We start from the raw sequence: 21335 nt of genomic DNA, 5'->3' as shown, positions 1-21335 counted from the left end.
CCGGCGCGGGGCCTCAGACCTGGCGGATCGTGATGCCCGCCTCACGGATGGGGGCGAGCTGCTCCTCCGTGGCGCCGATGTCGGTGATCAGCATGTTGATCTCGTCGGCACGGCAGATCAGGGCGAAGGTGCTCCTGGAGAGCTTGGTGTGGTCGGCGACGACCACGACGCGCTGTGCGGCGCGGGCCAGGGCGTAGTTGACGGCGGCCTCGCCCTCGTGGAAGGCGTAGGCCCCCGTGGCGTCCATGCCGTCCACGCCCAGGAACGTGGTGTCGACCGAGATGCGGGGGAGGATGAGGTCGCTCAGGGGCCCGGTGAGCTCGTAGGAGCGGGCCCGGGCCACGCCCCCGGTGACCACCACGCGCACGTTCTGGCGCACGGTGAGCTCGGAGGCGATATTGACGGCGTTGGTGACGACCGTCACCGGACGGTCGGGGTCGATGCCCACGGGCAGCAGGGCGATCTCGCGGGCGACCTCCGTGGTGGTGGTCCCCCCGTTGAGGCCGACGGTGTCCCCGGCCCTGACCAGGGCGGTGGCGGCCCGGGCGATCCGGGTCTTCTCGTCGGCCATGCGGGAGGCCCGGTAGCGCAGGGGGAGCTCGGCGGAGGTACGGTTGGCGTAGGCACCGCCCCGGGTACGGGTGACGAGCTGCTGGTTGGCCAGCAGGTCGAGGTCCCGCCGGGCGGTGGCGGCGGAGACGTTCAGGCGTGTGATGATGTCGTCGATGTGGATGCTGCCCTCCTCGACGACGATGCCGAGTATGGCCGAGAGGCGTTCGTGACGGGTCATCTCGTTCTCCTTGGGATGATGACGGCGGTGGCAAGATCGTGGAAGCTACGCTGAAGGACCGCTCGCTATGAGCAACCGGGTGCTTGGTCAGGCGATAATAGCATCATTACAGATCATAGGTCGTGATCGCGGGCGAGGTCGTAACCTGCACGTGACTCAGGAGACGTGGCAGGATGGTAGGTAGTGCGAGCCCGGTCGCACGCGCGAGTACATGTCAAGGAGAGGGAACGTGCCTCAGCCCCCGCAGGAGCGTGACGCAGCCGACTCTCGTCGCCTGCGCATCGGCATTATGGGCGGCACCTTCGACCCCATCCACCACGGCCACCTCGTGGTCGCCAGCGAGGTCCAGGACGTCTTCGCCCTGGACGAGGTCATCTTCGTGCCCACCTGGGCCCAGCCCTTCAAGAGGGACCGCCGGGTCTCCAAGGCGGAGCACCGCTACCTCATGACCGTCATCGCCACCGCCCCCAACCCGCGCTTCACCGTCTCGCGGGTGGACATCGACCGGGGCGGGACCACCTACACGATCGACACCCTGCACGACATCGCCGCCGAGTACCCCGGCGCGGAGCTGTACTTCATCACCGGTGCGGACGCGCTGGCGCAGATCCTCACATGGAAGGACAATGAGGAGATCTTCAACCTAGCGCACCTGGTGGGCGTGACCCGCCCCGGCCACGTCCTGACCGACCCCGGCCTGCCGGGGAACGTCTCCCTGGTCGAGGTACCCGCCATGGCGATCTCCTCCACCGACTGCCGGGAGCGTGTCGGGCGGGGGAGCCCGGTGTGGTACCTCGTACCCGATGGTGTCGTGCAATACATTCGCAAGTACGGCCTGTACCGCAGGGCCGAACGGACGGCGTCCGTGACGTCGATGACCGCCCGTGTCGCGCGGGAGCAGTCCATGAGGAAGGAGAACGTCGATGAGTGACAACGACGTCAACGCCCACTCTGGTGGCCCCGCTGCCGCTCCAGCGGGAGGCCGCGGCTCGAGCCGGCGGGCCAAGCGTGCTGCGGAGCGCGCCGCAGAACGTGAGGCATATATCACAGGACAGCAGCCTCTACTGACACGTCGGGAGCTCAAGCGCCTGCGTGAGGAGGCCGAGGCCCTGCGTGCGGCCGTCGCCGCCGGTGAGATCACCCCCGAGGAGGCGCGGGCCCTCCAGAACCCCCTCCTGGAGGAGGGCGGCGGCCTGCCTGCCTCGTCGGCCCGCGCGGGCGCCAGGACACCGGCACCTCGGGAGCGCGGTCGGGCCGGGATACCGGGCCGAGGCGGCCCGGCGCCCGCCGCCCGCCCCGCCCCGCGACCTGTGGCCGCCCCGCCCGCCCGCCCGGTCCCGGCCGCGGGGCAGCCCACCCGGCAGGTGCCTGTCTCCGGGCGCGCCTCCGCCACCCAGCAGTCCACCCGCCCCGTGCCCACCACAGGACGCACCCCGGTCGTCCGCGAGGCCCGCAGGCCGGCCTCGCCCGCCCGCCCGTCCCCGGCCTCCCGCCCGCTACCGGGGCGGTCCGGTGCGCAGGCGCCCGCGCGCCCGGCGGCGCAGGAGGACCCCGTACCCGGCCGGACGCAGCCGGTGTCCCGCCCGGTCCCCACGCCCTGGGAGCCGCTGCGGGCCGTGTCCCCCGTCCCCGCTACCGGGGGCCACGGGATGGCCACCCGCAGGGAGCCGGCGCCTCCGTCCTCCGCCCCCGCTGCCGGGGACCGTGGCACCAGGCCCCACCACACCCACCACGCCCCGACGCCCTCGTCCCCGGACACCTCCGGGCGCACCCCGGGGCGCAAGGGACGCCTGAGCCAGGTGGTGGGTGCCACCACCAGCGCCACCAAGCTCTCCGACTCCCAGATCGAGGAGATCTCCGCCGTCTCCACCGGGCTCCTGCCGGCCGCCGAGGCCCAGGACGAGCCGGTGCCCCTCTCGCCGCCCTCGGCCGAGTCGGCTGACCCCGCCGACGCCGTCGTGCCCGCCCGGCGCTCCCTCATGAACCGCCTGGCCACCGACGCCCCGGAGTCGGCGGGGACGGACCGTGTCCCCGCCCCGGCCCCCGCCACGCCCTCACGGCGTCCGATCGTACGGATCCCCTCAGGGGTCCAGGGGGTGCGCACGGTGGACCACGAGACCGGGGTGCTTCAGAACGTCCAGCCGGTGGACGCCGAGTTCGACGGCCTGGAGACCCCCCAGTGGAGGGCCCTGCACGACAGCATCGCCCGCAAGGACGCCGCCCGGGGCGCCGCCACGGGCGCGGCCGCCCCGGCACCGGCACCGGCCCCGGCACCGGAGCCCGTCTTCCCGGACGAGGAGGCCTTCGTGGAGGAGTCCGTCACGAACCTGGAGGTCGGCTACGAGCCGGAGGGCGGGTCCCGGCTGGGCCACTACCTTCTCATCGGGCTGCTGATCCTGGTCCTCCTGCTGGTCCTGGGCACGGTAGCCTGGTACGTCGTGACGCAGGCTGACAGCAACGCTGCCGCCACGGGCGTCAGCACGCCCCTGCTCCTCTAGTTCCGCACCACACAGTCAAGGAGTCCTGTGACCGCAAACCCGGAGACCGCCGCCCTCGCCGCCCTGGCCGCCAGGGCCGGGGCGCTCAAGAAGGCCACGCAGATCGTCGCCATCGACGTCTCCGAGCGCCTCGCCCTGACCGACGTCTTCCTCATCCTCTCCGGCTCCAACGACCGCCAGGTACGGGCCATTGTGGACGCCGTGGAGGAGGCCCTGCTCAGGGCCGGGGCCCGACGCCGGTTCCGTGAGGGGACGCAGGAGGCCCACTGGGTGCTCCTGGACTTCGGGGACATCGTGGTCCACGTCCTCCAGGAGCAGGACCGTGAGTTCTACGCCCTGGAGCGGCTGTGGAAGGACTGCCCGCCCGTCGCGCTGCCGGACGACCTCGCCGAGGTGGCCGCGGCGGCGGAGGCGTACTGAGCGTGACCGACCTCGTCCTGTGGCGCCACGGGGAGACCGACCACAATGTGGCCGGCCGTGTCCAGGGGCGCGTCGACGTGCCCCTCAACGCCACCGGGACGGCCCAGGCCGTGCAGGCGGCCCGGGCCCTGGCCGCCCTGCGCCCCAGCCGGATCGTCTCCTCGCCCCTGGCCCGTGCCCGCGCCACCGCCCAGGTGCTGGCCGAGGAGCTGGGCGGTGGCACGGGTGCGGCCGTGCCGGTCGATGTCGTTGAGGACCTGGTCGAGCGCTCCTTCGGGGCGTGGGAGGGGCTGACCCGGACGCAGATCGAGACGGGCTGGCCCGAGGCCGCCCAGGTGTGGCGGGCCGGGGGGGACCCCCAGGGCGTCGGGGTGGAGACCCGGGCCCACGCCGCCGCGCGCGTGGGCAGCGCTATTGAGTCCCTCATGGCCCGGTCAGGCGGCGGTGGGCCGGCGCCCGTCAGCTCCTGCGGGCCAGCCCCCGTCAGCTCCCGCGGGCAGGCCGGGCCCGTCGGGGGGGCCGGGCCTGTCGGGGGGGGCGCGGACCAGCCCCCGGTGGCCGGTCCGGTGGTGGTGGTCGCCCACGGCTCGGCCATCACCCTGGGCGCCACCTACCTGCTGGGGGCCGACCCCTCGGCGTGGTTCGGTCTCAAGGGGCTGGACAACGCCCACTGGGCGGTACTGCGCCGCTCCGGGCGGGCGCCGGGCTGGATGGTCGTGTCCTGGAACACGATCACCTGCCAGGCCGGGGACGCCGGCCTGTGGACCTCCTGAGCCTCCCCGCTGCGGGCGGGACCGGCGCGGTGGGTGGGTGCCACCGGGTGCGGGTGAGGTACCGCACTGGAAAATGATTTGCCTCTGGGCCGGTGACTCCATAAAGTTGTCGCCGTCGCCCGCGGGCGGCGCCCGTTCGGGGCTATGGCGCAGTTGGTAGCGCGCTTCCATGGCATGGAAGAGGTCGGGGGTTCGAATCCCCCTAGCTCCACTCCGACGCAGTCGGCTCGGGGCTATGGCGCAGTTGGTAGCGCGCTTCCATGGCATGGAAGAGGTCGGGGGTTCGAATCCCCCTAGCTCCACACAGTAGAACGGTGTGATGCCGCCGAAAAGTCTATGTGGTCAAGGGGCTGTGACACGGGTAGTGACACAGGAGGCCTGACTATGCCCACCCCCAAGCCCCACAGGCGCGCCGACGGAACCACTGCCTGGCGCGTCCGCTTCCGTATCGCTCCAGGCGGAAACCCCGTCGTCGAGACCTTCGAGACCGTCCAGGACGCCACCCGGTTCGCCCGGCTCGTCGAGAAGGTCGGCGGGGCCGCCGCCCGAGCCGCCAGGGACGCCGCCGACCACAGGGGGACCACCACGCCCACCCTCCGTGAGGCCCTCAGGAGGCACCTCGAGCTCCTGGCAGCGTCCACCACCCCCGGCACCACCAGCAAGTACCGTCGGATCGCCGAGCAGACGTTCCTGACCACGATGGGGGACCTGCCTGTCGAGCTCATCACCCGTGACACCGTGACACGCTGGGTCGCTACCATGCGCACCACGCCCCTGACCCGTGGGGCGCACGCCGGGCAGCCGCCCGCGGCCAAGACCATCAGGAACGCCCACGCCGTCCTCTCATCCGTCCTCCAGCGCTACGTCGACGACGGCGTCCTGGACCGCAACGTCGCCAGGGGCGTCAAGATCCCCAGCGACACTGTACGCAGGGACATGCGGATCCTCACCCGTGAGGAGGTCGTCGCCCTCGTGGACGCGATGGAGCCCTACTACCGGCCGCTCGTCCTGACCCTGTACGGGCTCGGACTGCGGTGGGGCGAGGCCACCGCCCTGACGCCCGCAGACCTCTCCCTCGGTGGCAGGCACCCGCTCGTGAGGGTCACCAGGGCCTGGAAGGAGGGCGAGCGTGGCGCCTACCTAGGGGCACCCAAGACCAGGCGCGCGGTACGGTCCGTGACCGTTCCCGCCTCACTCACGGAGGTCCTGGTGGAGCAGGCGAGGGGCCGGGCACGCGACGCCCTCCTCTTCTCCGCGAAGCGGGGCGGCAGGCTCGGCGGCAGCACGTTCCACACCCACGCCTGGAGGCCGGCTGTGGCGGCGGTGGGCCTGGAGCCGCGGCCCAGGGTGCACGACCTGCGGCACACGCACGCCTCGGTGCTGATCATGGCTGGGGTGCCGCTGCCGGTCGTGCAGCGGAGGCTGGGGCACGAGTCCATCCAGACGACCGTGGACACCTACGGACACTTGGCCCCCGAGGCGTACGCGGGCGCAGCTGAGGCGATGGACACGCTGCTGTCCAGCTGGTGAGACGAGAAGAGCGGCCCCTCCACCTCGGTGAGGTGGAGGGGCCGCGTCCTGCCTGACGAGGTCAGGCAGAGGGGTCGTCCTTGTGGAGGTCAGCCTGGAGCCTGGACAGGGCGTAGACCAGGTGGGCGTCGGTCACGGCCGCCGGGTCCTCGCCCGGCGGTGGCGGGACGGCGTCCAGCGCCTCCTGCCGCTTGCTGGCGGCGTACTCGTAGACGGAGGCGACGGTGTCACCGTCCGCGTTGACGGGCAGGGAGCCCAGGCGTAGCGCGTTGGCGTCCATCTCCATGGGTGTCAGCCCCATGCCCGCTCCCAGGGCCTTGGCCCGTGACAGGAGGGAGTGGTCCTGGGCGACCCCTAGGATCGCGTGCGAGGATGTGGTCATATTCCTTCCTTATGGTGTCTCTTCCTGTCTACGGCTGGTCGTCCAGGGGGTGCAGAGGCTGCTCCCCTGGCCCCAGGGGCAGGGCGTCCAGGGGAGCCCCGTGCTCGACGGCGACGCGGCGTGTACGCACCGCGACCAGCTCCCAGGAGCGGGCCTCACGCTCAGCGGCCTGTACGCGGGTCTCCCGGTCCCTGGACTCCCGACGCACCTGCCTGGCAGCCCGCACGATCAGGGCGATCAGCTGGGTGGCCCCGCCGCCGCCCAGGACGGCCACGAGGATGGTGATCAGGTCCCGCACCCTGTCTCCTCCCCTCCACGCTCCTGGGCGCGGGCCACGGCGTCGGCCTCCAGCACACGCTCCACGCGCAGCGCGGTCTGGACACGACGCAGCCGCGTGTCAGGCTCACGCCCTGGGGCCCATGTGCGGCCCCAGGTGCGTAGTACCCGCTGGACCAGGGCGACCACGGCGTAGCAGGCCAGGGGAGCGGGCCAGGCCCCCCAGTGGCCTCCAGGACCACGGAGCAGGTCCGCTACCGTGACGAGGACCAGGCCCAGGGCTGTCAGGGCGGCGGCCGGCGCCTCCACCCCCCACCACCCCCGCCATGCCGACGGGATACCGACAGCCCCGCCCAGGATCATCAGGACCGCTCCCAGGGCGACGTCGGCGTCCAGGTGGGCGGCGGTCAGGACCAGGGCGCCGGTGGCTGCCAGGAGCGCGTAGGCGGTCACCTGGGCGGCCGTGACCACCCTGGGCTCGTGGAGCGTGCCCCACACGGTGGACCACGGCCGCCCTCCCATCAGGACCCGGCCTCCGCCCCGCTGGCAGGGCCGGTGCGGGGGCTGACGAGGCGGGCGGTGTCGTAGAGGCCGGCGGCGGCCAGACCCAGGACGAGGCCGGTGGTGGCGGCGGAGTAGGCACCGGTGCCAGCCAGGGCGTGGTCGGCCAGGGACAGGGCCACGCCCAGGACGACGGCGGTCAGGGCGGCCAGGCGTGCGGGCAGGCCGAGGTCGCGGGCGAGGGTGACCAGGGCCAGGACAGCGGCCGGGGTAGCCAGGGTAGCAGCAGTATCCATAGTGTTTTCCTATCAGTTGGGTCCTGGGTCAGGGTCGGATGGCGAGGCCTCGGCTGCCGGCCCAGGAGTGGTTGAGGGTGATCTGGACTGCTCGGATGGTCTCCTCATCACACTGCCCGGTGACAGGGATCCGGTGCCCCTCGGGGACGCCGGACGCGTTCCACCAGGCCTGGAAGGCCCCCCAGGTGATGGCGTCGTCCACGCCGGTGACGGGGACGCGGTCGGTACCGGTGGCGGCCTGAAGACGGTAGGCGTCCACCTGCCAGGACAGGGCGTACTGGAGGGCCCGGCAGGCGGTCTCCCAGGGGGCGTCCTCGGCCACGCCCAGGACCTGGCGGATCCTCGCGGCGGTACGCCGCCCCCAGACGCCGTCGGTCTCCAGGGGCACCCAGCCCGGCCGGGCGAGCTCGGCCCAGCGGGCGGGGTCGGTGTAGACCACGTCCAGGTCCACGTCCCCGTCCCAGCCGGGGACGCGACCCTCGCTGGTGTACTGCCAGGCCAGGGGCGCGCCCCAGGGGTCCACGTCCCAGGGGCAGTCCGGGGTGGCCAGGGTGGTGGGGGCGCCGTCCGGGTAGCCGGCCACCCACAGGGGGTAGCCCCAGGAGGAGACCGTGTCCCAGTCGGAGGCGGCCACCACGGACGCGCTCGTGTAGACCATGGGGGTCACCCCGGTGGTCTCACGCACCCGGGTCAGCCAGGCCAGGGCCCACGCCGTGTCTGACGTCCCGCCGGCGGCCTCCCAGTCCAGGACCAGGACCGCCCGCCCCACGTAGGGGTCGACCTGGGAGACGAACCAGTTCGCCTCCTCGCGCGGGTCGTTGGGGTCGGGCGGGTCGTTGCGGGCGAAGTGGTACAGCCCCAGGCACCGGTCGGCTGCGAGCGCGGCGTCGGCGCGGGCCCGCCAGCCGGGGTCCGCGAAGCCCACGCCCTCGGTGGCCTTGACGACCACCACGTCGCAGGGGACGCCTGCGACGTCCAGGCCGGCCTGGTGGGAGGAGACGTCGATACCGGTCATGCGCACCGTCCGGGGAGGCACCCAGCCGTCACCCGCGGGCGGGGTGGCCTCGGAGGAGGCGGAGCCGGTGCCGGTGCCGGTGGTGGTGTCGGTGTCGGGGCCGGTGTATCGCAGGCAGGTGGACCAGGAGGCGGAGTGGGTGTAGGGGTGGTCGGAGTAGCGCACGACCCGCGTCTCCCAGCCGGTGTCGTCGGCGGGGGAGCCGTCGTCGCCGTCGGATCCCAGGACGTCGCAGGCGGCGTCGATCTGGGCCTCGGCCAGCAGGGGGTCGTCGGGGGTGAAGCCGACCCCGCCGGGGGCCTCGTAGACGGCCATGGCCACGTGCCCGGGGGCGACCAGGAGGAGGTCCCCGGGGCGGAAGCCACCGTCAGGCACGCTGCCGGTCCAGGAGTCGCCGATGTCCGCCCACCCCCTGGCGGTCAGGCGGGGGATCATGTTGCCGGTCCAGGTGTCCATGGGCACGTGCAGGTCGGCGTACCGGCCGGGGACGACCTCGTGCACGGCGATGCTCACCGCCGCCGCCACGGCCGAGGAGCAGTCCATCTCGGCCGGGCCGACCAGGTTCCCGGCCCAGTCCAGCGCCCCCCACACCGACTCCCGGCGGGTCTGGGAGTACCCCACACCACCGTGGTCGGTCGTTGTACACAGGTACCGCATCTCGATCGCCGCGTGCCTCGCGACGGCGTTCTCACCCACAAGAGCCTCCTCCTGGAATTACTGTCACCATTACCGGGTCTCCTCTCTCTGTCAGGTACGGAAAATCTCATTGCGGCAGGGATCTGGTATAAGATCACACCCAGACCTGAGTGTGGTGGTAGGAACGGAACTTTCATGCCCTGGGTCGGGTGTGCCACACCAGGCCCACCCAGTGACGCCCAGCCTCCATTATCGCCGTCTTGACGGACATGATCTTTACCTCGGTACCCTGCACGTCAACATAAATATTGGGGCCTGCAGTGGGGAACAGTCCCCGCCACCCCCAGCTGGAGGACAGCTCTGAGGGGATCGTGCCGGCCACGTAGGTCCGCGTGTCATCGACTGTCCAAGGCTCTGTCAGTGTCAGACGCATGATCGCGGTACACACACGACCGGTGCGGACACCTTCCTCGAAACCGCAGTCCCATCCTGCGCTGGGCGTAAGCATGTAGGAAATATCGCTCTGAGACGGCAGGTGAGTCCACTGTATACCTGTACACACGTGGAGCTCCTCAAGATCTGTCCTCCACACGAAAGCAGGAGTAGCAGGCTGAACCGGAGTTCCCTCGCGCCGGAGAGCCAGTACGTACTCCTGCGCCTCCATGAGAGAGGCGCAGGCCTTGATGGTGGGAGTTGTCCTACCCATACGACGCATATCCCCTGAGGGGTCAAACTGCTCCGTATCAACTGGTACGACGATCCCGGACGGGAGAGTCAGAGGCATTACTTATTACTCCTTCTCCAGGTAATTGTCAGGGTCCCCGTACCTGGACCCGTCACGCCCCCAGTCTGGGTACCGGTAAGAGCTATCGAACCAGCCTGCGGCAGATCCGGGAGAAGCGCTGCAGGCAGCTCTGCCTGTGCTGGCCACGTGGTTGAGGGCAGAACCGTCAAAGTCGCGACCTGCGTGGTGGACGGTGTTGAGGTGATGTACCCGTCAGCGGACAGTCCGAGTCCGAGCACCAGCGGCGTCGTGCTGTCCCCAACCTGGCTGCGTCCCCCCAAGGTCAGGACGGCTCTGATGACCCGCACGTCCCCCAGGGCTCGGAGCTGGTCGCCGTACCCGATCGCGCCTGCGTAGCGGCGGTTGAGAGAGTCAGTCCCCTGAAGGACGTCGCCAGATCCCCGGGCTCCGGCCACCCAGGTACCCATAGTCAGTGCTGGGACGATCGTGGTCCCAGCCGACGGCAGGGAGGTACCCTGCCTCATCACCCTCAGGGGCGTGTCCGGCGTCGTCGTCGGCGGCGCCCCAGCCAGGGTGCCGAGTACGATGACGGAGGCCTGTCCGACTGACGCCTGGGAGACCGCGACGAGAACGGTGGAGCCTACCCGCGCGTCTACCACATGGGCCAGCCAGCGGGCAGGTACCAGGGCGCCACCAATCGTGATGGCGAGACGCCCATTGTGGGCGACGACGGTCCCAGCGACCAGGCTCGTTGAACCATGGGCTGCTGCCCCGGCGACGGCAGCAGCGAGGTCTACCACCGCCACTTCATCCTCAGCATCTCGCGGCGTGGCAGGGTCAGGGTCATGGTCATGGGCTTCATCCCCTTCTCGTCGGCCTCCAGGCGCCACCGTGTAACAGTGCCAGTCAGCGTCAGGGGCCTGGAGGCCGAGGGAAACTGGACACGGACGGTGTCATGCAGCTCGATACCGGGATGCGGCAGGGTCGTGAGGTTGACTGACGTGGTGGCATTGGTCGTGAGGTTGTCCAGCCTGGTACGGGCGGCCTTCTGGGCCTGCTCCTGGGTGGTGATGAGCGGTGAGGCGTAAAACTCGGTACAGTTGCCCAGAGGGCCGTCCCACCGCTCGACGCCGTCCTCCAGGTAGGCCCGCCCCACGAGCTCCGTGTGATTCGCGCCGCCCGTGGCGGAGGATGTCGCGACAACGGCGTTCACGACGTCGACCAGGCTCATAGACCGGCTGACCTCCACAAGAGCCTGCCCGTCACCCCCGCTCACCTCCCACACGGGGATCCTGCTCCTGGTGGGGTCGAGGATATGGAGGACGCCAGCGCCGTCGAGGCGCCGATCTAGACCTGCATGGTGCAGTAGGTCGTCGATGGCGTCCAGACGCTCCCTCTCAGCCACGAAGTCAGCAGGGACACCAGCACTGCTGGTCGTGTCGGTGATAGTGTTCACGATCCCAGCGCACATGCGTTGCACCTCGGTAAGCGCAGAGGCACCTGCCCGGGACCAGGGTGTCTGGAACCGGTCCCGCTGAAGGAGGACAGCCAGGTCACTCAGGGACAGGCTGACCGTGGAGCCGGTGCGCTGCCACACCCCCTGACGCTGGCGCCAGGAGTCCATCGGTATGGACTCGGTGATCACCATCGTAGCCCTAGGTACCTGCGACCCGTCCCCCATGACGACTGCTATCTGGATCCTCCCGCCCGGGGCCAGGGGGTCACCAGGCAGGTAGGGAGTCAGCACGCCGTCGGGGTCAGCTACCGTCATACCTCCCTGGGTCTGGACGGCCCGGGAAGCGTCGGCCTCCAGCCACCACGTGCTGACGCCACCTACCTCGGTCACGTCCACTACCACGGAGCCTACGCGAGCGGTCACCCGCACCGACTCGCCTGTCCTGGAGCCTGTCAGGGAGGCTAGTGCCCACTCAGTCATGGGTATCATCGACTGACCCTCTCCGGGGTACGGCGTACCTGGGCGTAGGTCGCCCCCCATGCCCGGGACCGGACCTCGGCGTAGGTCATGCCCAGCGTCATAGTATGTACGCCCGCATAGGTGTACCTGGTGACGCTTATCAGCGCCGACGGTGGAGCTACCTGTCGGGCGCGGCAGGACCAGAGCACCTCGCCGGTGGTGAGGATGCTGGTAGCTGTCCAGTCGCCCACGAAGTACATGGCCCCGCCTGGGGCGACCAAGCCCGCGTCCAGTCCGCTGCCGCGTAACAGGAGTACGCCCCCGGCATCCAGGAGCGAGACGAGCCCTAGGGTGTCCGCCCCGGTGGTGCGCAGGGCGAGGGGGACGTCCTGGGGTGCGAGGCGTACCCCGCCGAGGACCACGGGCACCCTGGCACCCAGAGGCAGCACCTCCCGGACCTGGAGGGTCCGTACCGTCCCGGTCAGACTGTCCCGCTGAATCGTGGATCCGCCCTGGTACCAGTCCTCCACCTGGGTACCCAGACGGATAGAGGAGGTCCAGTCCAAGGGGTCGGACAGCCACATGGCGCCTCCGTCAGGGAGGGTGATTGTGGCAGTCGCCTCCTGCCCGTCCTCAGCTACCAGACGATAGGTCACCTCAACGCTGACGGGACACTCGTGGTCCTCCACGAAGAGCTCGCCCGCAATCCGTGTACCAGGAGCGACTGAGCGGACAGGGCGGACGGTGGTACCTACCGTCCGAGTCACGGTCACGGGGCCTGTACCCTTGAGCGTGATCCCGGCTGTTGGATGACCGGCGCGGGCAGTGGCGTCCTCGGCCTCTATGTACACGGACGGCATCAGTGCCTCCTCCCTGCCAGTGACATGGCGGTCATGCTCAGGCCGTGCCGGACACGGGTGTCCACATAAGCGGTGAGGCCACCCTGGTCGGTGGTGAGAGTCAGTTCAGCGCCATTAAGGGCGGCGGCGACGGCCTGTGCGAGCGTGACGGTGTCTACGCCGTTGGGGGTGTGGTCACCCGTGTCGGTGCCGTTCGCGTACTGCTGTCTTGGTTGCGGTGTGAGGGTGAGACCGAAGTGGGCGGCAGCGTCAGCGAGGACCTGGACTGACCTGCGCCGCTTCTCCCAGGCGGCGGGGATGTACCACTCGCCCCTAGTTTCGTCCTCAGCCCAGGTAATCCAGGAGCCGCCGGTGGCAAAGCCGGCCTGCCTGGTAGCTAGGCCGTCGGCAGCGTAGTGGTGTGACGCCTGGTCTGACCCCACGTAGCCGCCGTCGGCCATAGTCGCTATCGCAGCCCCGATAGACGCACCGACCAGGACCTCGCGGATAATGTACTGGCCCCAGCCGACGGTAGCGCCGTTCCACTGTCCCTGCCAAGCTGCGACAGAGGAGCCGTCAGCGTAGATGCTGAGCGTCCCTGACGTACGGTCGATACTGATCTTCAACTGGTCCCTGGTATAGCGTGCGCCACTGGAGTCACCCAGGATTGAGACAGTACCGTCGGAGTTGTTGATGAGTCCCAGGCACTCCTCGAGCGTAGCTGTCGCGGGGTACTTCTCCCCGTTGATGGTAACCGTGCCGTCAGAGGAGTCAATGTTACCGATGATGTCACCCAGGGTCGCTGACGCCGGAGCGGGGTTCCCGTTGATCTTCAGGGTCCCCGTAGAGGCGTCAAAGGTAGCGATGAGCTCGTCCTTGGACTCCAGGGCGGCCTTGGTGTCCAGGACCGCGTTAGTGGTGACCTGACTGGGGATGAGCCCGTACCTGTCGGCCAGGGCAGCCGCCTGCTCCTCGGTAGCACCCATGGCAGTCGCGTTGGCGATGAACTCCTTACGAAGCTCATCCATTTTCACGCGAGCATCGGCGATAGGCGTCCCGGCCTTTATCATCGCCTCCGTGATCGACTTGTAGTTGGAGGCCATAGAACGCAGGGTGGAGTTGTACTCCCTACCAGCCGCGGTACTGGCGTCAAAACGTCCAGTAGCGTCAGCATGCTGCTCACCATACAGATTGACTTTCTGGGCGGCTGTCTCCAGCAGCTCAGCCTGCCGGTCCAGGTGCTCGTCAAGACTCATAGAGGCCTGGTTGAGGTCGTCCTGAGCCTGCTTCACACCCCGATAGGCTTTTGCCAGGCCCTCGGCCGACTGAGAGGCGGCCTGCGTGACCGCGGCCTGGTCCTGCCAGGACTTCTTCCCGTCCTCAAGGGCCTGCTGCTGACCCTTCAGCGCGGCCTGGACATTCTGGGCGGCAGTAGAGAGCGTGGTGTAGGAGTGTTGCCCGAGGGCTGAGTCGTACGCCGTGCTGGTCTTCTCAGTGGCTTTAATCGCAGCGTCTACCTTTGCCAGAGCATCAGGGACGCCCGTAGCAGCGTCAGTCAAGTCCTGGTAGGACAAGCCGAGCTCCTTAAGATCATCGTCCAGGCCCGAGTTCTTGAGGTTCTGGGTGATGACCTCGCGGGAGGCTGCCGTGAGAGCACCGCTCACGTTATCCAGGGAGTCCCTGAGCCGATCAGCGGCATCCTTGGCCTGCTGCTGCTTCTGGGCAGCCTGTGCCTGAGCGTAGGCGTAGACGCCCACAGCGGCGGTGACACCAGCCAGAGCCCACCCCATCGGGGTGATAGAGGACAACAGCCCCTTCAGCGCGCTCTTCGCCGGGGCAGCAGCCGCGGAGACCGAGACCAGCGCCGCAGAGGTCCTGCTCAGCCCGTAGCTGTAGGCCCTCATCCCCTCCTGGACGGCACCGGTCAGGTGCTGCCCGATCCCCCTGAAGACACCAACAACCTGGGTGCCGGCTGAGACCAGGCCAGACAGGATCGCCTGCCCAGGCATGGCCGTCGTGAAGGCAGTCATTGCGGTGACAGCAGCTAGGACCGGAGTCGGCAGACCCGAGACCGACTGCACGAGGGAAGCGATCGTGACGGCCAGCGGCTCGGAGGCGCTCATCAGACCGACCAGCGTGGGCGCCATCGGAGCGAGAGCGCTGATAACCTGCGCCGCCGCCGGCAGAAGACTGCTAAGGGCCGGGGTGAGGTCCCCAACAACACGTACGGCGAGGTCACCGATACCACGGCCGGCCTCGGCCAGGGCCCTGCCCGCCGGAGCCAGGCCGTTGATAAATCCTGCAGCAGCCAGGAGAACAGCTGCGAACGCCGGCGTGAGCTGGTCCAGGAGACTCATAGCGAAGTCCGCGGCACCTACTCCCGCGGACCTGAGATGGGAGGCGGTAGGGGCAAGGGCCCGCGCGAAATCTGTGACAGCCGCCCGCGCGGCAGGAGACGCGGCGATCAGGGCGCCAATACCCAGAGCCAGGGGATTGAGCATGGCCGCGTACCGCCCGATAACCGGGACACCAGTGAGCATCGAGGCGTTGAGCCCGGTAATCGCACCAGCAAGACCGGACACAAGAGGTGCGTACGCCTTGATTTGGTCCCAGCCGCGGGTGATACGACCCGCGTCAAAACCTGCGACCGCGTCACGGGCGGCGTCAAGTTTGCGGGTAACCGCGCTGAAGGCCCCACTCATACGACCTTCAACAACAGCCGTGAGAGACGTGACTTTACCCTGGACGGCGCGCAGGACATCAGCGACCTGGTTCCCCCAGGTCACGGCCTGCCCACCGCCGTGCGGGTCGATAAACGGGCGGGCGATAGTGGCCCCAATGTCCCTGCTCGCAGCCTTGATACGGTCAGAGGCTCCGGACCACTGGGCCTTGACGTTCGCCGTCGCCCCGGCGAATTTCTGCGACATTCCTGTGGTTAGAGAATCAAGGAACGTGTTGACGTCGATCTTGCCCTTGCTGATGAGATCACGGACCTCGTTGCCAGTCTTACCCATCTGGGAGCCAACAATCGTCGCTGCGTCCACGCCGCGCTGTCCGAGCTGCATCAGGTCGGCAGCCGTGACCTTGCCTGCCGCAGACACCTGGGCGAGTACGAAAGCCAGGTCGCCGACCTGCTGGGAGGAGCCGCCCGTGGCAGCAACAGCCTGCTGGATGGCATCCAGGGTCGGGATAACCTTCTCGGCGGCCATACCGAAGCCCAGGAGCTGCTGCTGGGCGGTGATAAACGTGGACTTACTGAACGGGGACTTGGTGGCGAACTCGTCGAGCTTGTCCATCTGGGCATTCGCCTGCTCGGCACCACCCATGATGGCGGTCAGGGCCGCCCTGCTGTTCTGCTGGAGGCTGTTGTACGCCGCCCCGGTCTTAGCGAGGTTGACCGTGAGGGTAGCGGCCCCGGCGGCGGTGACACCGATGGCCCCAGCGGCAGCCTGGGCCCCGGTCTTCAGGGAGCTGCTGAGGGTGCTCCAGGTCTGGCTGGCACGGCTGGTCTTGGAGGTGTAGTCCGAGTCGTCCAGACGGAGGTAGGCGACGAGGTTACCGACAGTCAGGGACATCTGTGTCGCCTCTCCTTAACTACATTTGGGATTATGACCCGATGTCGTGTGCTCTTCCCCGCTATCGCTACTGTGATCATGACCTTATCAGCCTGATCAAACGGTGGTGGTACCCCAGAAGCCGGGCAGACAGCCTCCAGCCCTACTACGGAACAGGCCCCTGCTACCGCCGCCCCGTCACCAACGCTCTCCGCGACACCTACCCAGTTCGACGAGGACACAGCCTGGGTGCAGATCGTCGCGGCCGCCGCCAGCCTTGATCGGCGCCAGTACTCTGACACCCAGATCAAGCAGGTCGCGGACTGGGTGTATGGGTGACTACACAGGAATGACGGCAGCCACGGATCCCCTTGTACTGGCGGACTCCTACGCCATGTCAGCAACTACCTACCGTCCGCGCCCGCTCATCCCGGGGGGATGCCCTATCCGACAGTACAGTACGTGAGACCCTCGTAGCAGCCATGCAGTGGAGGTGCTCGTCAGGCCTCCCGGCACTCGCCGCGAGCCCCAGCAACTAAGGATTCTACCGGGTGAGGGCTTGGGACAGGCGCGTACCAGGGACGGTAATTAGACCCGTGATACGACGTCGCAGCCAGGGCCAGGACCGCCGCCACATGGCAGGGTCCTCCTCGTCCAGGCCGTAGCGCTCAGCGAGATCAGCGCAAGCTGTCCCCCACCTGGTCAGGATGTCCCACCAAGTCACCTGTGCCGTCTCCTGCGTTTCCCGTGCTTCCTGTTGCCTCGGTGAGAGCGGCCGGAGACAGGCCGGTGGGGTCCGGTAGTCGGGGTACCATCCGTTCTCGTCCGGCTCCCCGATCCCGTACGGAGCCCAGTCGTCAACGGTGAGGAGCCTTCTTTTGGGGCGTCACCATCCTCAGTCATATCGGCGGCACTACTGCCCAGGCGCGACTGAGCGGCTGCACGAACCACAGCGTCGGCGGCGTCGCGGGACCCGGTCACCCAGTAGGTGGCCGAATAGGCGGAGGCGATATCAATGGCAGGTGCGGATAGTCCCGCCTCCCGCATCGCTGCGTGAACACCCGGCGTCAGCGCTAGGTCGGCGAGGACGTCCTCGGAATGCTCCCGCAAGGTCTCCATGACCCCGGACGGCAGCTCGGACAGGGCCCTGAGCTGCTCCTCCTCAGGCAGGTCCGCGGTGACGGCCCGGGTGGTCTGGAGAGCGGTAATAGCGGCAAGTGCGATCCCGGCCTCAGCCGAGGGGGGCGGGATGACCCACTCCCGCCCGTCCCCGAGGGTAATGCGCAGGGGCTCAGGTAGGTAGGGGGTCAGGTCAATGGTCTCCATACGGGTCTCCTGGGTCGAGATGGTGGCCGGTCACGGGACAGGGGCGGTGACCCAGGAGCACCCCTGTCCCGTGACCGGCTGTCTGTGACGACGCCCTGTCAGGTGAACTTCAGGGTGCCTGTGGCCGGGTCGTAGGGGTTCTTGATGCGCGTGCGCCGCCCCTGTCCCGTGATCGTGACGTTGAACTGGCCGATACTGTCGTTGTCGGTGGCACCACGCTTGATGTCTACAGTGCCGTACCCCTCGAAGGCGTCGTCAGGGTTAGGCTTCGACGTCGGGTCGGCTGGCTTGTCGAACCACATGACGTGCGCCGTAGCCCTTGTGCCGACCGCCTCGGGGCCGGTACAGGCGAGCAGGGCCTCCAGCTCAGGCTGGTACCGGCCGGTGGCAGTGTCGCGGCGCCCCTGCATGGTAAAGGACAGTGTCCAGTCCTCACCCACAACCGGTGCATTGGCAGCACCCTTGTCATCGTAGGTGGCGGCGTCCTTCGTCTTCGGGCTACGAGACGGGTCAATAGCGGACGCCCAGCGGATCATGTTCCACTTCGGCGCGTCAGAGGTCCCGGAGTCCACGGCGGCGCCGTACTCGTAGGAGTAGGTGCGCTCGTCCAGGTTGGGGTTATTAGCTACCTGCGGTGTGGTCCCCCCTGGGGGAGTCGGTGGCATAGTGCTACTCCTTAGCGTGTGGTGGTGATGAGGTAGTTGTCGGTGCGCTCGTCACGTCGCTCGGCGTCTACGCCGAGGACAGCGGTGGACAGGTGTGTGACCCTCGCCCTGGGCAGGTCCAGGGCGAGGACCAGGCCGTGGCCGAGGAGGGCTGCTTGGGCCGCCTCAGCCAAGCGGGTGGCGGTCGGCGGGGACGCGCACGGAGCCTGGCGGCAGCGGACCTGTAGGCGGATCAGCCTGATGTCATTGGCGGGGTCTGCTGGTACAGAGTCGGCGTAGGCCCTCACGGTCACGCACTGGTCCGGCGTAGCGGGCATGACCCCTATGGTGACTTTGACCTTATTCAGGTAGGCGGCGAGGCGGGCGCGGACGGCTGCCTCCCACTCATCCAGGCTTGCGGTCATGCCCCGCCTCCGTGGGCTCGACGGATCTGGGTAGCGATAATGTGACGGATGATTGTCTGCTCCTCGTGGAGGGGATCCTCCAAGTATTTCGCCTTGCCGCCCTTGGGGTGGTGCCAGCCGAGCTCTTCGTGCTGGCGGCAGGCGTAAGGCGTGGAATAGGAGACAGTGGCGGTGTCCCCATCCTGGGAGACGGTCCCAGAGCCTCGTAGGGTGCCTTCGTCCACGGGGACCTGTGCCTGGGACGCGGTCAGGAGGTGTTCGGCAGCAAGACTGAGGCCTTGCCTGGCAGCCTGTTTCGCGGCCTGTGAGACAGCTGGCAGACGCCATGTGCTGCCCATAGGGTCCCCCTGTCAGGTGAGGTGGTAAGTGGTGTGGGCGGGCAGGCCCAGGCCTGTGGCGTCGCGTGACGTCGTGACAGTCAGAACCGTGGTAGTCCTCCCTGTAGGGAGGGTGACAGTGGACTCCAGCGGGATACGGGCTGCCGTGTACGGCAGGATGAGGGTGGCCGTGCTGGTCACCTCTGTCCCGGTCCGGTCACGGACCATGCGTACGGTCTCCTCTACCCAGCCGTCCACCGTGTAGGGCGGCTGGGTAGAGGGGTACCCGTAGTCGTCGGTCACCCCGGTCTCGGAGACAGGAGTGACGGTTACCTGATGGGACCAGAACTCGGTGAACTCGTCCATGCTCATCCTCTGGTGGTGACGTACGGGGCCAGGCCCGCGATCTCCAGGACGGCCTGCGCCCCGGGGGCTAGGCCGCCTGTCCGGAGCCTGGCCCCGTCACCGGTGAGGGCGGTAGCGTCTGCGTAGGACACGGACGCGGACTGAAGGCTCTTGGAGGAGACCACTACCGGACGGACAGGCTGACCAGGGGTTATGCCGTAGGCGGCCATGGCAGCCACCTGGGCTACCACTGCGTCTCGTGCCACTTGCCTGAAGGCCGTGTCCTCAGGGTCGTAGACGCAGCCGCGCAGGGCGGCCAGGACGGTGAGGGTGGCGGCCCTGAGCCGGGCTTTTACGCTGACCTCATCAGTCGTGTCGATCCCGGCGGCAGCCAGATCGGCGACGGTAGCGAGCTCGCTCACTCCTCCTCCTTCACCGCCGTTGCAGGAGCCGGACTCTTCTTCGTGCCTGGCGTGTCCGGGGCAGGGCCCGTGGAGACGTCCTGCAACGGTGCCCCGAGCCGCTCGACGTTCACGCGCCCACCTTGATATTCGTCAGCACGCCTGCGGCCTTGGACGCCTTGAGGACGACAGCGACAGGTCCGAGCTCGACCTCACCGGTCTTGACCGCACCGGACGTGCTGAAGTCCGGCATCCAGGTACGCACCAGCGGGGTACCGGAGGTGGACACGGCGTGGAACCCATCAAGACCGATCCGTACAGCGTAGAGAGCGGACACGCCAGCGGTGACGGGAATGACGTCCTCGGCGGAGCCGTCCTTGAGACCTGCGTCCACCAGGACCGCGCCGGCGTAGGCGGGCAGCGCGGTGTCACGTGGGCCGACGTGCTCCACGTACTGGTTCGCGAAACGGGAAGCTGCCTTGACCAACTGGATGACCTTGCGGCTGCCGAGCAGCAGGGTGGCCTGGCTGTCGAGCCGGGACAGGAGGTCATCGACATCGGTCAGGATACTGAGCGCCTTGGTGGTGTCCATAGCACCAGTCCAGTCGTGCTCGGTGGTGTCCTCGGTGGAGGATCCCTTGAGGGCCTTGGCAAGTCCGTCGAACCCTTTGACGTCCTTGGTGGAGTCGCCGTTGACCACGGCGTCACCGAACTTGGCCTGAGTGGCCTTGATGAGCTGGCTCATCTGGAGGGTGATCTCACCAGAGGCGGCCGGGCCGAGGTTGGCGATTACCCGGTCGATCTGGAAGGAGCCTCCGAGGGGCTTAAGATCGACAACGTAGCGCTTCCGGGTGACCTCGGAGGGCATGTACTCCTCGTTGACGGCACGGAACGCAGCCTTACGAGTGGTGGCGATACGGGTGTACCCGTAGGTGAGGGTGGCGCCTCCTCCTGCGGGGTTGACGCAGTCGTCGAAGACCATGCGATCCAGGACAGGGTTCGTGCGGAACTCGTCGATGACGTTGAGATCAATATCGTCTTGGGTGCTCAGCTTGGCCTGCTCAAGGGTGACGGACATAGCGTTTTCCTTAGTGCTGGTAGTGGCGGGTGACGGCCTCAGCGAGGCTGCCTGCGGTGTGGTGCCGGCCGGGCGCCTGGCCGGGCTGGTCTACGGCGGAGGCGCCCGCCTGGGGGCCTGCCGCGAGGTGGGGGTGGGTCCTGACGTGCTCCTGGACCGCCGTCATGATGGCGTCGGTGTTAGCGGGGTCGAGAGAGGCGACGGCTGCCATGAAGGACCGGGAATCGGTCAGGGTGGCAGCGTCTACGTGGAGGGCGACGGCGGCGTGGATGATAGCGAGCTCACGACGGGCCTCGATAGCTTGTGCCTGGGCGGTCTGGGCCTGGGTGGTGAGGTCCTCGATTGTGGGGGTCTTGGTGTCATCAGCAAGGCCAAGGGCCTTGCTGATGGCCTGGACGACGTCGTCGCGGGCTTGGGTTGCAGCGTTCTTTCCCTGGGTGCGGGCCTCGGCGGCCTCGGTGCGGGTCTTGTGGATGAGGTTCTGTGCCCACTGGGGAAGAGCGCTCACGTCCTGTGGCTCCTCGCTGTTGTCAGCCTTCTCCGGGCTGCCAGCAGGCTCAATGGTGGACTGCTGCTTCTCAGGGGCAGCAGGCTCAATGGTGGTTGCAGCAAGGTTGGTGGTGTCCATT

20 protein-coding genes and 2 tRNA genes are annotated in these 21335 nt (G+C 68.4%); 7 read left to right on the top strand and 15 right to left on the bottom strand.

Annotated elements, in window-relative coordinates:
* Positions 1-13 precede the first annotated feature (13 nt).
* Positions 14-790: a DeoR/GlpR family DNA-binding transcription regulator gene (locus JJJ15_RS02090; protein ID WP_106109279.1), complete on the bottom strand. Its 777-nt coding sequence runs from the start codon at positions 788-790 to the stop codon at positions 14-16.
* Positions 791-1019: 229 nt separating this feature from the next.
* Here JJJ15_RS02090 and nadD point away from each other — a divergent pair, with 229 nt between their 5' ends.
* From nadD to JJJ15_RS02050, 7 genes are all read left to right on the top strand, one after another.
* Positions 1020-1721 (top strand): nicotinate-nucleotide adenylyltransferase, encoded by a 702-nt coding sequence (gene nadD, locus JJJ15_RS02085; RefSeq protein ID WP_281433031.1) that lies wholly within the window; start codon positions 1020-1022, stop codon positions 1719-1721.
* Complete coding sequence (locus JJJ15_RS02080) at positions 1714-3288, top strand: hypothetical protein (RefSeq protein ID WP_200511294.1); 1575 nt, start codon at positions 1714-1716, stop codon at positions 3286-3288. Before nadD ends, JJJ15_RS02080 begins: the two co-directional genes overlap by 8 nt.
* Positions 3289-3315: 27 nt before the next feature.
* The gene (gene rsfS, locus JJJ15_RS02075) at positions 3316-3708 is read left to right on the top strand and encodes a ribosome silencing factor (RefSeq protein WP_106109276.1); all 393 of its coding nucleotides are present in this window, start codon (positions 3316-3318) and stop codon (positions 3706-3708) included.
* 2 nt (positions 3709-3710) lie between these two features.
* Positions 3711-4481, top strand: a complete 771-nt coding sequence (locus JJJ15_RS12805) for a histidine phosphatase family protein (protein WP_246742111.1) — start codon at positions 3711-3713, stop codon at positions 4479-4481.
* A gap of 138 nt (positions 4482-4619) precedes the next feature.
* Positions 4620-4692, top strand: a tRNA-Ala gene (locus JJJ15_RS02060).
* An 18-nt stretch (positions 4693-4710) separates the two neighbouring features.
* Positions 4711-4783, top strand: a tRNA-Ala gene (locus JJJ15_RS02055).
* 82 nt (positions 4784-4865) lie between these two features.
* Positions 4866-6011: a site-specific integrase gene (locus JJJ15_RS02050; protein WP_200511293.1), complete on the top strand. Its 1146-nt coding sequence runs from the start codon at positions 4866-4868 to the stop codon at positions 6009-6011.
* Positions 6012-6072: 61 nt separating this feature from the next.
* On the opposite strand, the gene JJJ15_RS02045 is transcribed toward JJJ15_RS02050, so the two are convergent.
* The 14 genes from JJJ15_RS02045 to JJJ15_RS01975 all read right to left on the bottom strand — a co-directional run bounded on the left by JJJ15_RS02045 (position 6073) and on the right by JJJ15_RS01975 (position 21334).
* Entirely contained in the window at positions 6073-6393 is a 321-nt protein-coding gene (locus tag JJJ15_RS02045; protein ID WP_200511292.1) for a hypothetical protein, read from the bottom strand.
* Between the two features lie 28 nt (positions 6394-6421).
* Positions 6422-6691 carry a hypothetical protein gene (locus tag JJJ15_RS02040; RefSeq protein WP_200511291.1) on the bottom strand — a complete coding sequence of 90 codons (270 nt, stop codon included), beginning with the start codon at positions 6689-6691 and terminating at the stop codon, positions 6422-6424.
* Complete coding sequence (locus JJJ15_RS02035; protein ID WP_200511290.1) at positions 6679-7191, bottom strand: hypothetical protein; 513 nt, start codon at positions 7189-7191, stop codon at positions 6679-6681. Before JJJ15_RS02035 ends, JJJ15_RS02040 begins: the two co-directional genes overlap by 13 nt.
* Positions 7191-7466 (bottom strand): hypothetical protein, encoded by a 276-nt coding sequence (locus tag JJJ15_RS02030; protein ID WP_200511289.1) that lies wholly within the window; start codon positions 7464-7466, stop codon positions 7191-7193. The genes JJJ15_RS02035 and JJJ15_RS02030 overlap by 1 nt, the downstream gene beginning before the upstream one ends.
* A 28-nt stretch (positions 7467-7494) precedes the next feature.
* On the bottom strand, positions 7495-9177 hold the full coding sequence (locus JJJ15_RS02025) for a GH25 family lysozyme (protein WP_200511288.1): 1683 nt from the start codon (positions 9175-9177) through the stop codon (positions 7495-7497).
* Positions 9178-10655: 1478 nt separating this feature from the next.
* Positions 10656-11798, bottom strand: a complete 1143-nt coding sequence (locus JJJ15_RS02020; protein ID WP_200511287.1) for a hypothetical protein — start codon at positions 11796-11798, stop codon at positions 10656-10658.
* A gap of 5 nt (positions 11799-11803) precedes the next feature.
* Positions 11804-12361 (bottom strand): hypothetical protein, encoded by a 558-nt coding sequence (locus tag JJJ15_RS02015; protein WP_200511286.1) that lies wholly within the window; start codon positions 12359-12361, stop codon positions 11804-11806.
* Positions 12362-12636: 275 nt separating this feature from the next.
* Entirely contained in the window at positions 12637-16191 is a 3555-nt protein-coding gene (locus JJJ15_RS02010) for a tape measure protein (RefSeq protein ID WP_200511285.1), read from the bottom strand.
* Between the two features lie 1403 nt (positions 16192-17594).
* Positions 17595-18161, bottom strand: a complete 567-nt coding sequence (locus JJJ15_RS02005; RefSeq protein ID WP_200511284.1) for a hypothetical protein — start codon at positions 18159-18161, stop codon at positions 17595-17597.
* Between the two features lie 11 nt (positions 18162-18172).
* Positions 18173-18565, bottom strand: coding sequence for a minor capsid protein (locus JJJ15_RS02000; protein ID WP_200511283.1), 393 nt, complete (start codon positions 18563-18565; stop codon positions 18173-18175).
* A gap of 350 nt (positions 18566-18915) precedes the next feature.
* Positions 18916-19248 carry a hypothetical protein gene (locus tag JJJ15_RS01990; protein ID WP_200511281.1) on the bottom strand — a complete coding sequence of 111 codons (333 nt, stop codon included), beginning with the start codon at positions 19246-19248 and terminating at the stop codon, positions 18916-18918.
* A 2-nt stretch (positions 19249-19250) separates the two neighbouring features.
* Positions 19251-19649, bottom strand: a complete 399-nt coding sequence (locus JJJ15_RS01985) for a hypothetical protein (protein ID WP_200511280.1) — start codon at positions 19647-19649, stop codon at positions 19251-19253.
* 109 nt (positions 19650-19758) lie between these two features.
* Complete coding sequence (locus JJJ15_RS01980; RefSeq protein ID WP_200511279.1) at positions 19759-20706, bottom strand: major capsid protein; 948 nt, start codon at positions 20704-20706, stop codon at positions 19759-19761.
* Between the two features lie 10 nt (positions 20707-20716).
* Complete coding sequence (locus JJJ15_RS01975; RefSeq protein ID WP_200511278.1) at positions 20717-21334, bottom strand: hypothetical protein; 618 nt, start codon at positions 21332-21334, stop codon at positions 20717-20719.
* Between the last annotated feature and the right edge of the window lies 1 nt (position 21335).

Source organism: Actinomyces sp. HMT897 (assembly GCF_016626125.1).
Classification (GTDB): domain Bacteria; phylum Actinomycetota; class Actinomycetes; order Actinomycetales; family Actinomycetaceae; genus Actinomyces.
The sequence above is the reverse complement of the archived record's forward strand: the minus strand, read 5'-3'. Positions and strand labels throughout refer to the sequence as shown.

Coding starts and splice junctions, on each gene's coding strand:
- JJJ15_RS01990 (WP_200511281.1), bottom strand. CDS start 19,248: ATGGACGAGTTCACCGAGTTCTGGTCCCATCAGGTAACCGTCACTCCT.
- JJJ15_RS02020 (WP_200511287.1), bottom strand. CDS start 11,798: ATGACTGAGTGGGCACTAGCCTCCCTGACAGGCTCCAGGACAGGCGAG.
- JJJ15_RS02000 (WP_200511283.1), bottom strand. CDS start 18,565: ATGACCGCAAGCCTGGATGAGTGGGAGGCAGCCGTCCGCGCCCGCCTC.
- JJJ15_RS01980 (WP_200511279.1), bottom strand. CDS start 20,706: ATGTCCGTCACCCTTGAGCAGGCCAAGCTGAGCACCCAAGACGATATT.
- JJJ15_RS01975 (WP_200511278.1), bottom strand. CDS start 21,334: ATGGACACCACCAACCTTGCTGCAACCACCATTGAGCCTGCTGCCCCT.
- JJJ15_RS02015 (WP_200511286.1), bottom strand. CDS start 12,361: ATGTGGCTGTCCGACCCCTTGGACTGGACCTCCTCTATCCGTCTGGGT.
- JJJ15_RS02010 (WP_200511285.1), bottom strand. CDS start 16,191: ATGTCCCTGACTGTCGGTAACCTCGTCGCCTACCTCCGTCTGGACGAC.
- JJJ15_RS02030 (WP_200511289.1), bottom strand. CDS start 7,466: ATGGATACTGCTGCTACCCTGGCTACCCCGGCCGCTGTCCTGGCCCTG.
- JJJ15_RS02005 (WP_200511284.1), bottom strand. CDS start 18,161: ATGCCACCGACTCCCCCAGGGGGGACCACACCGCAGGTAGCTAATAAC.
- JJJ15_RS02090 (WP_106109279.1), bottom strand. CDS start 790: ATGACCCGTCACGAACGCCTCTCGGCCATACTCGGCATCGTCGTCGAG.
- JJJ15_RS02080 (WP_200511294.1), top strand. CDS start 1,714: ATGAGTGACAACGACGTCAACGCCCACTCTGGTGGCCCCGCTGCCGCT.
- JJJ15_RS02050 (WP_200511293.1), top strand. CDS start 4,866: ATGCCCACCCCCAAGCCCCACAGGCGCGCCGACGGAACCACTGCCTGG.
- JJJ15_RS02035 (WP_200511290.1), bottom strand. CDS start 7,191: ATGGGAGGGCGGCCGTGGTCCACCGTGTGGGGCACGCTCCACGAGCCC.
- JJJ15_RS02045 (WP_200511292.1), bottom strand. CDS start 6,393: ATGACCACATCCTCGCACGCGATCCTAGGGGTCGCCCAGGACCACTCC.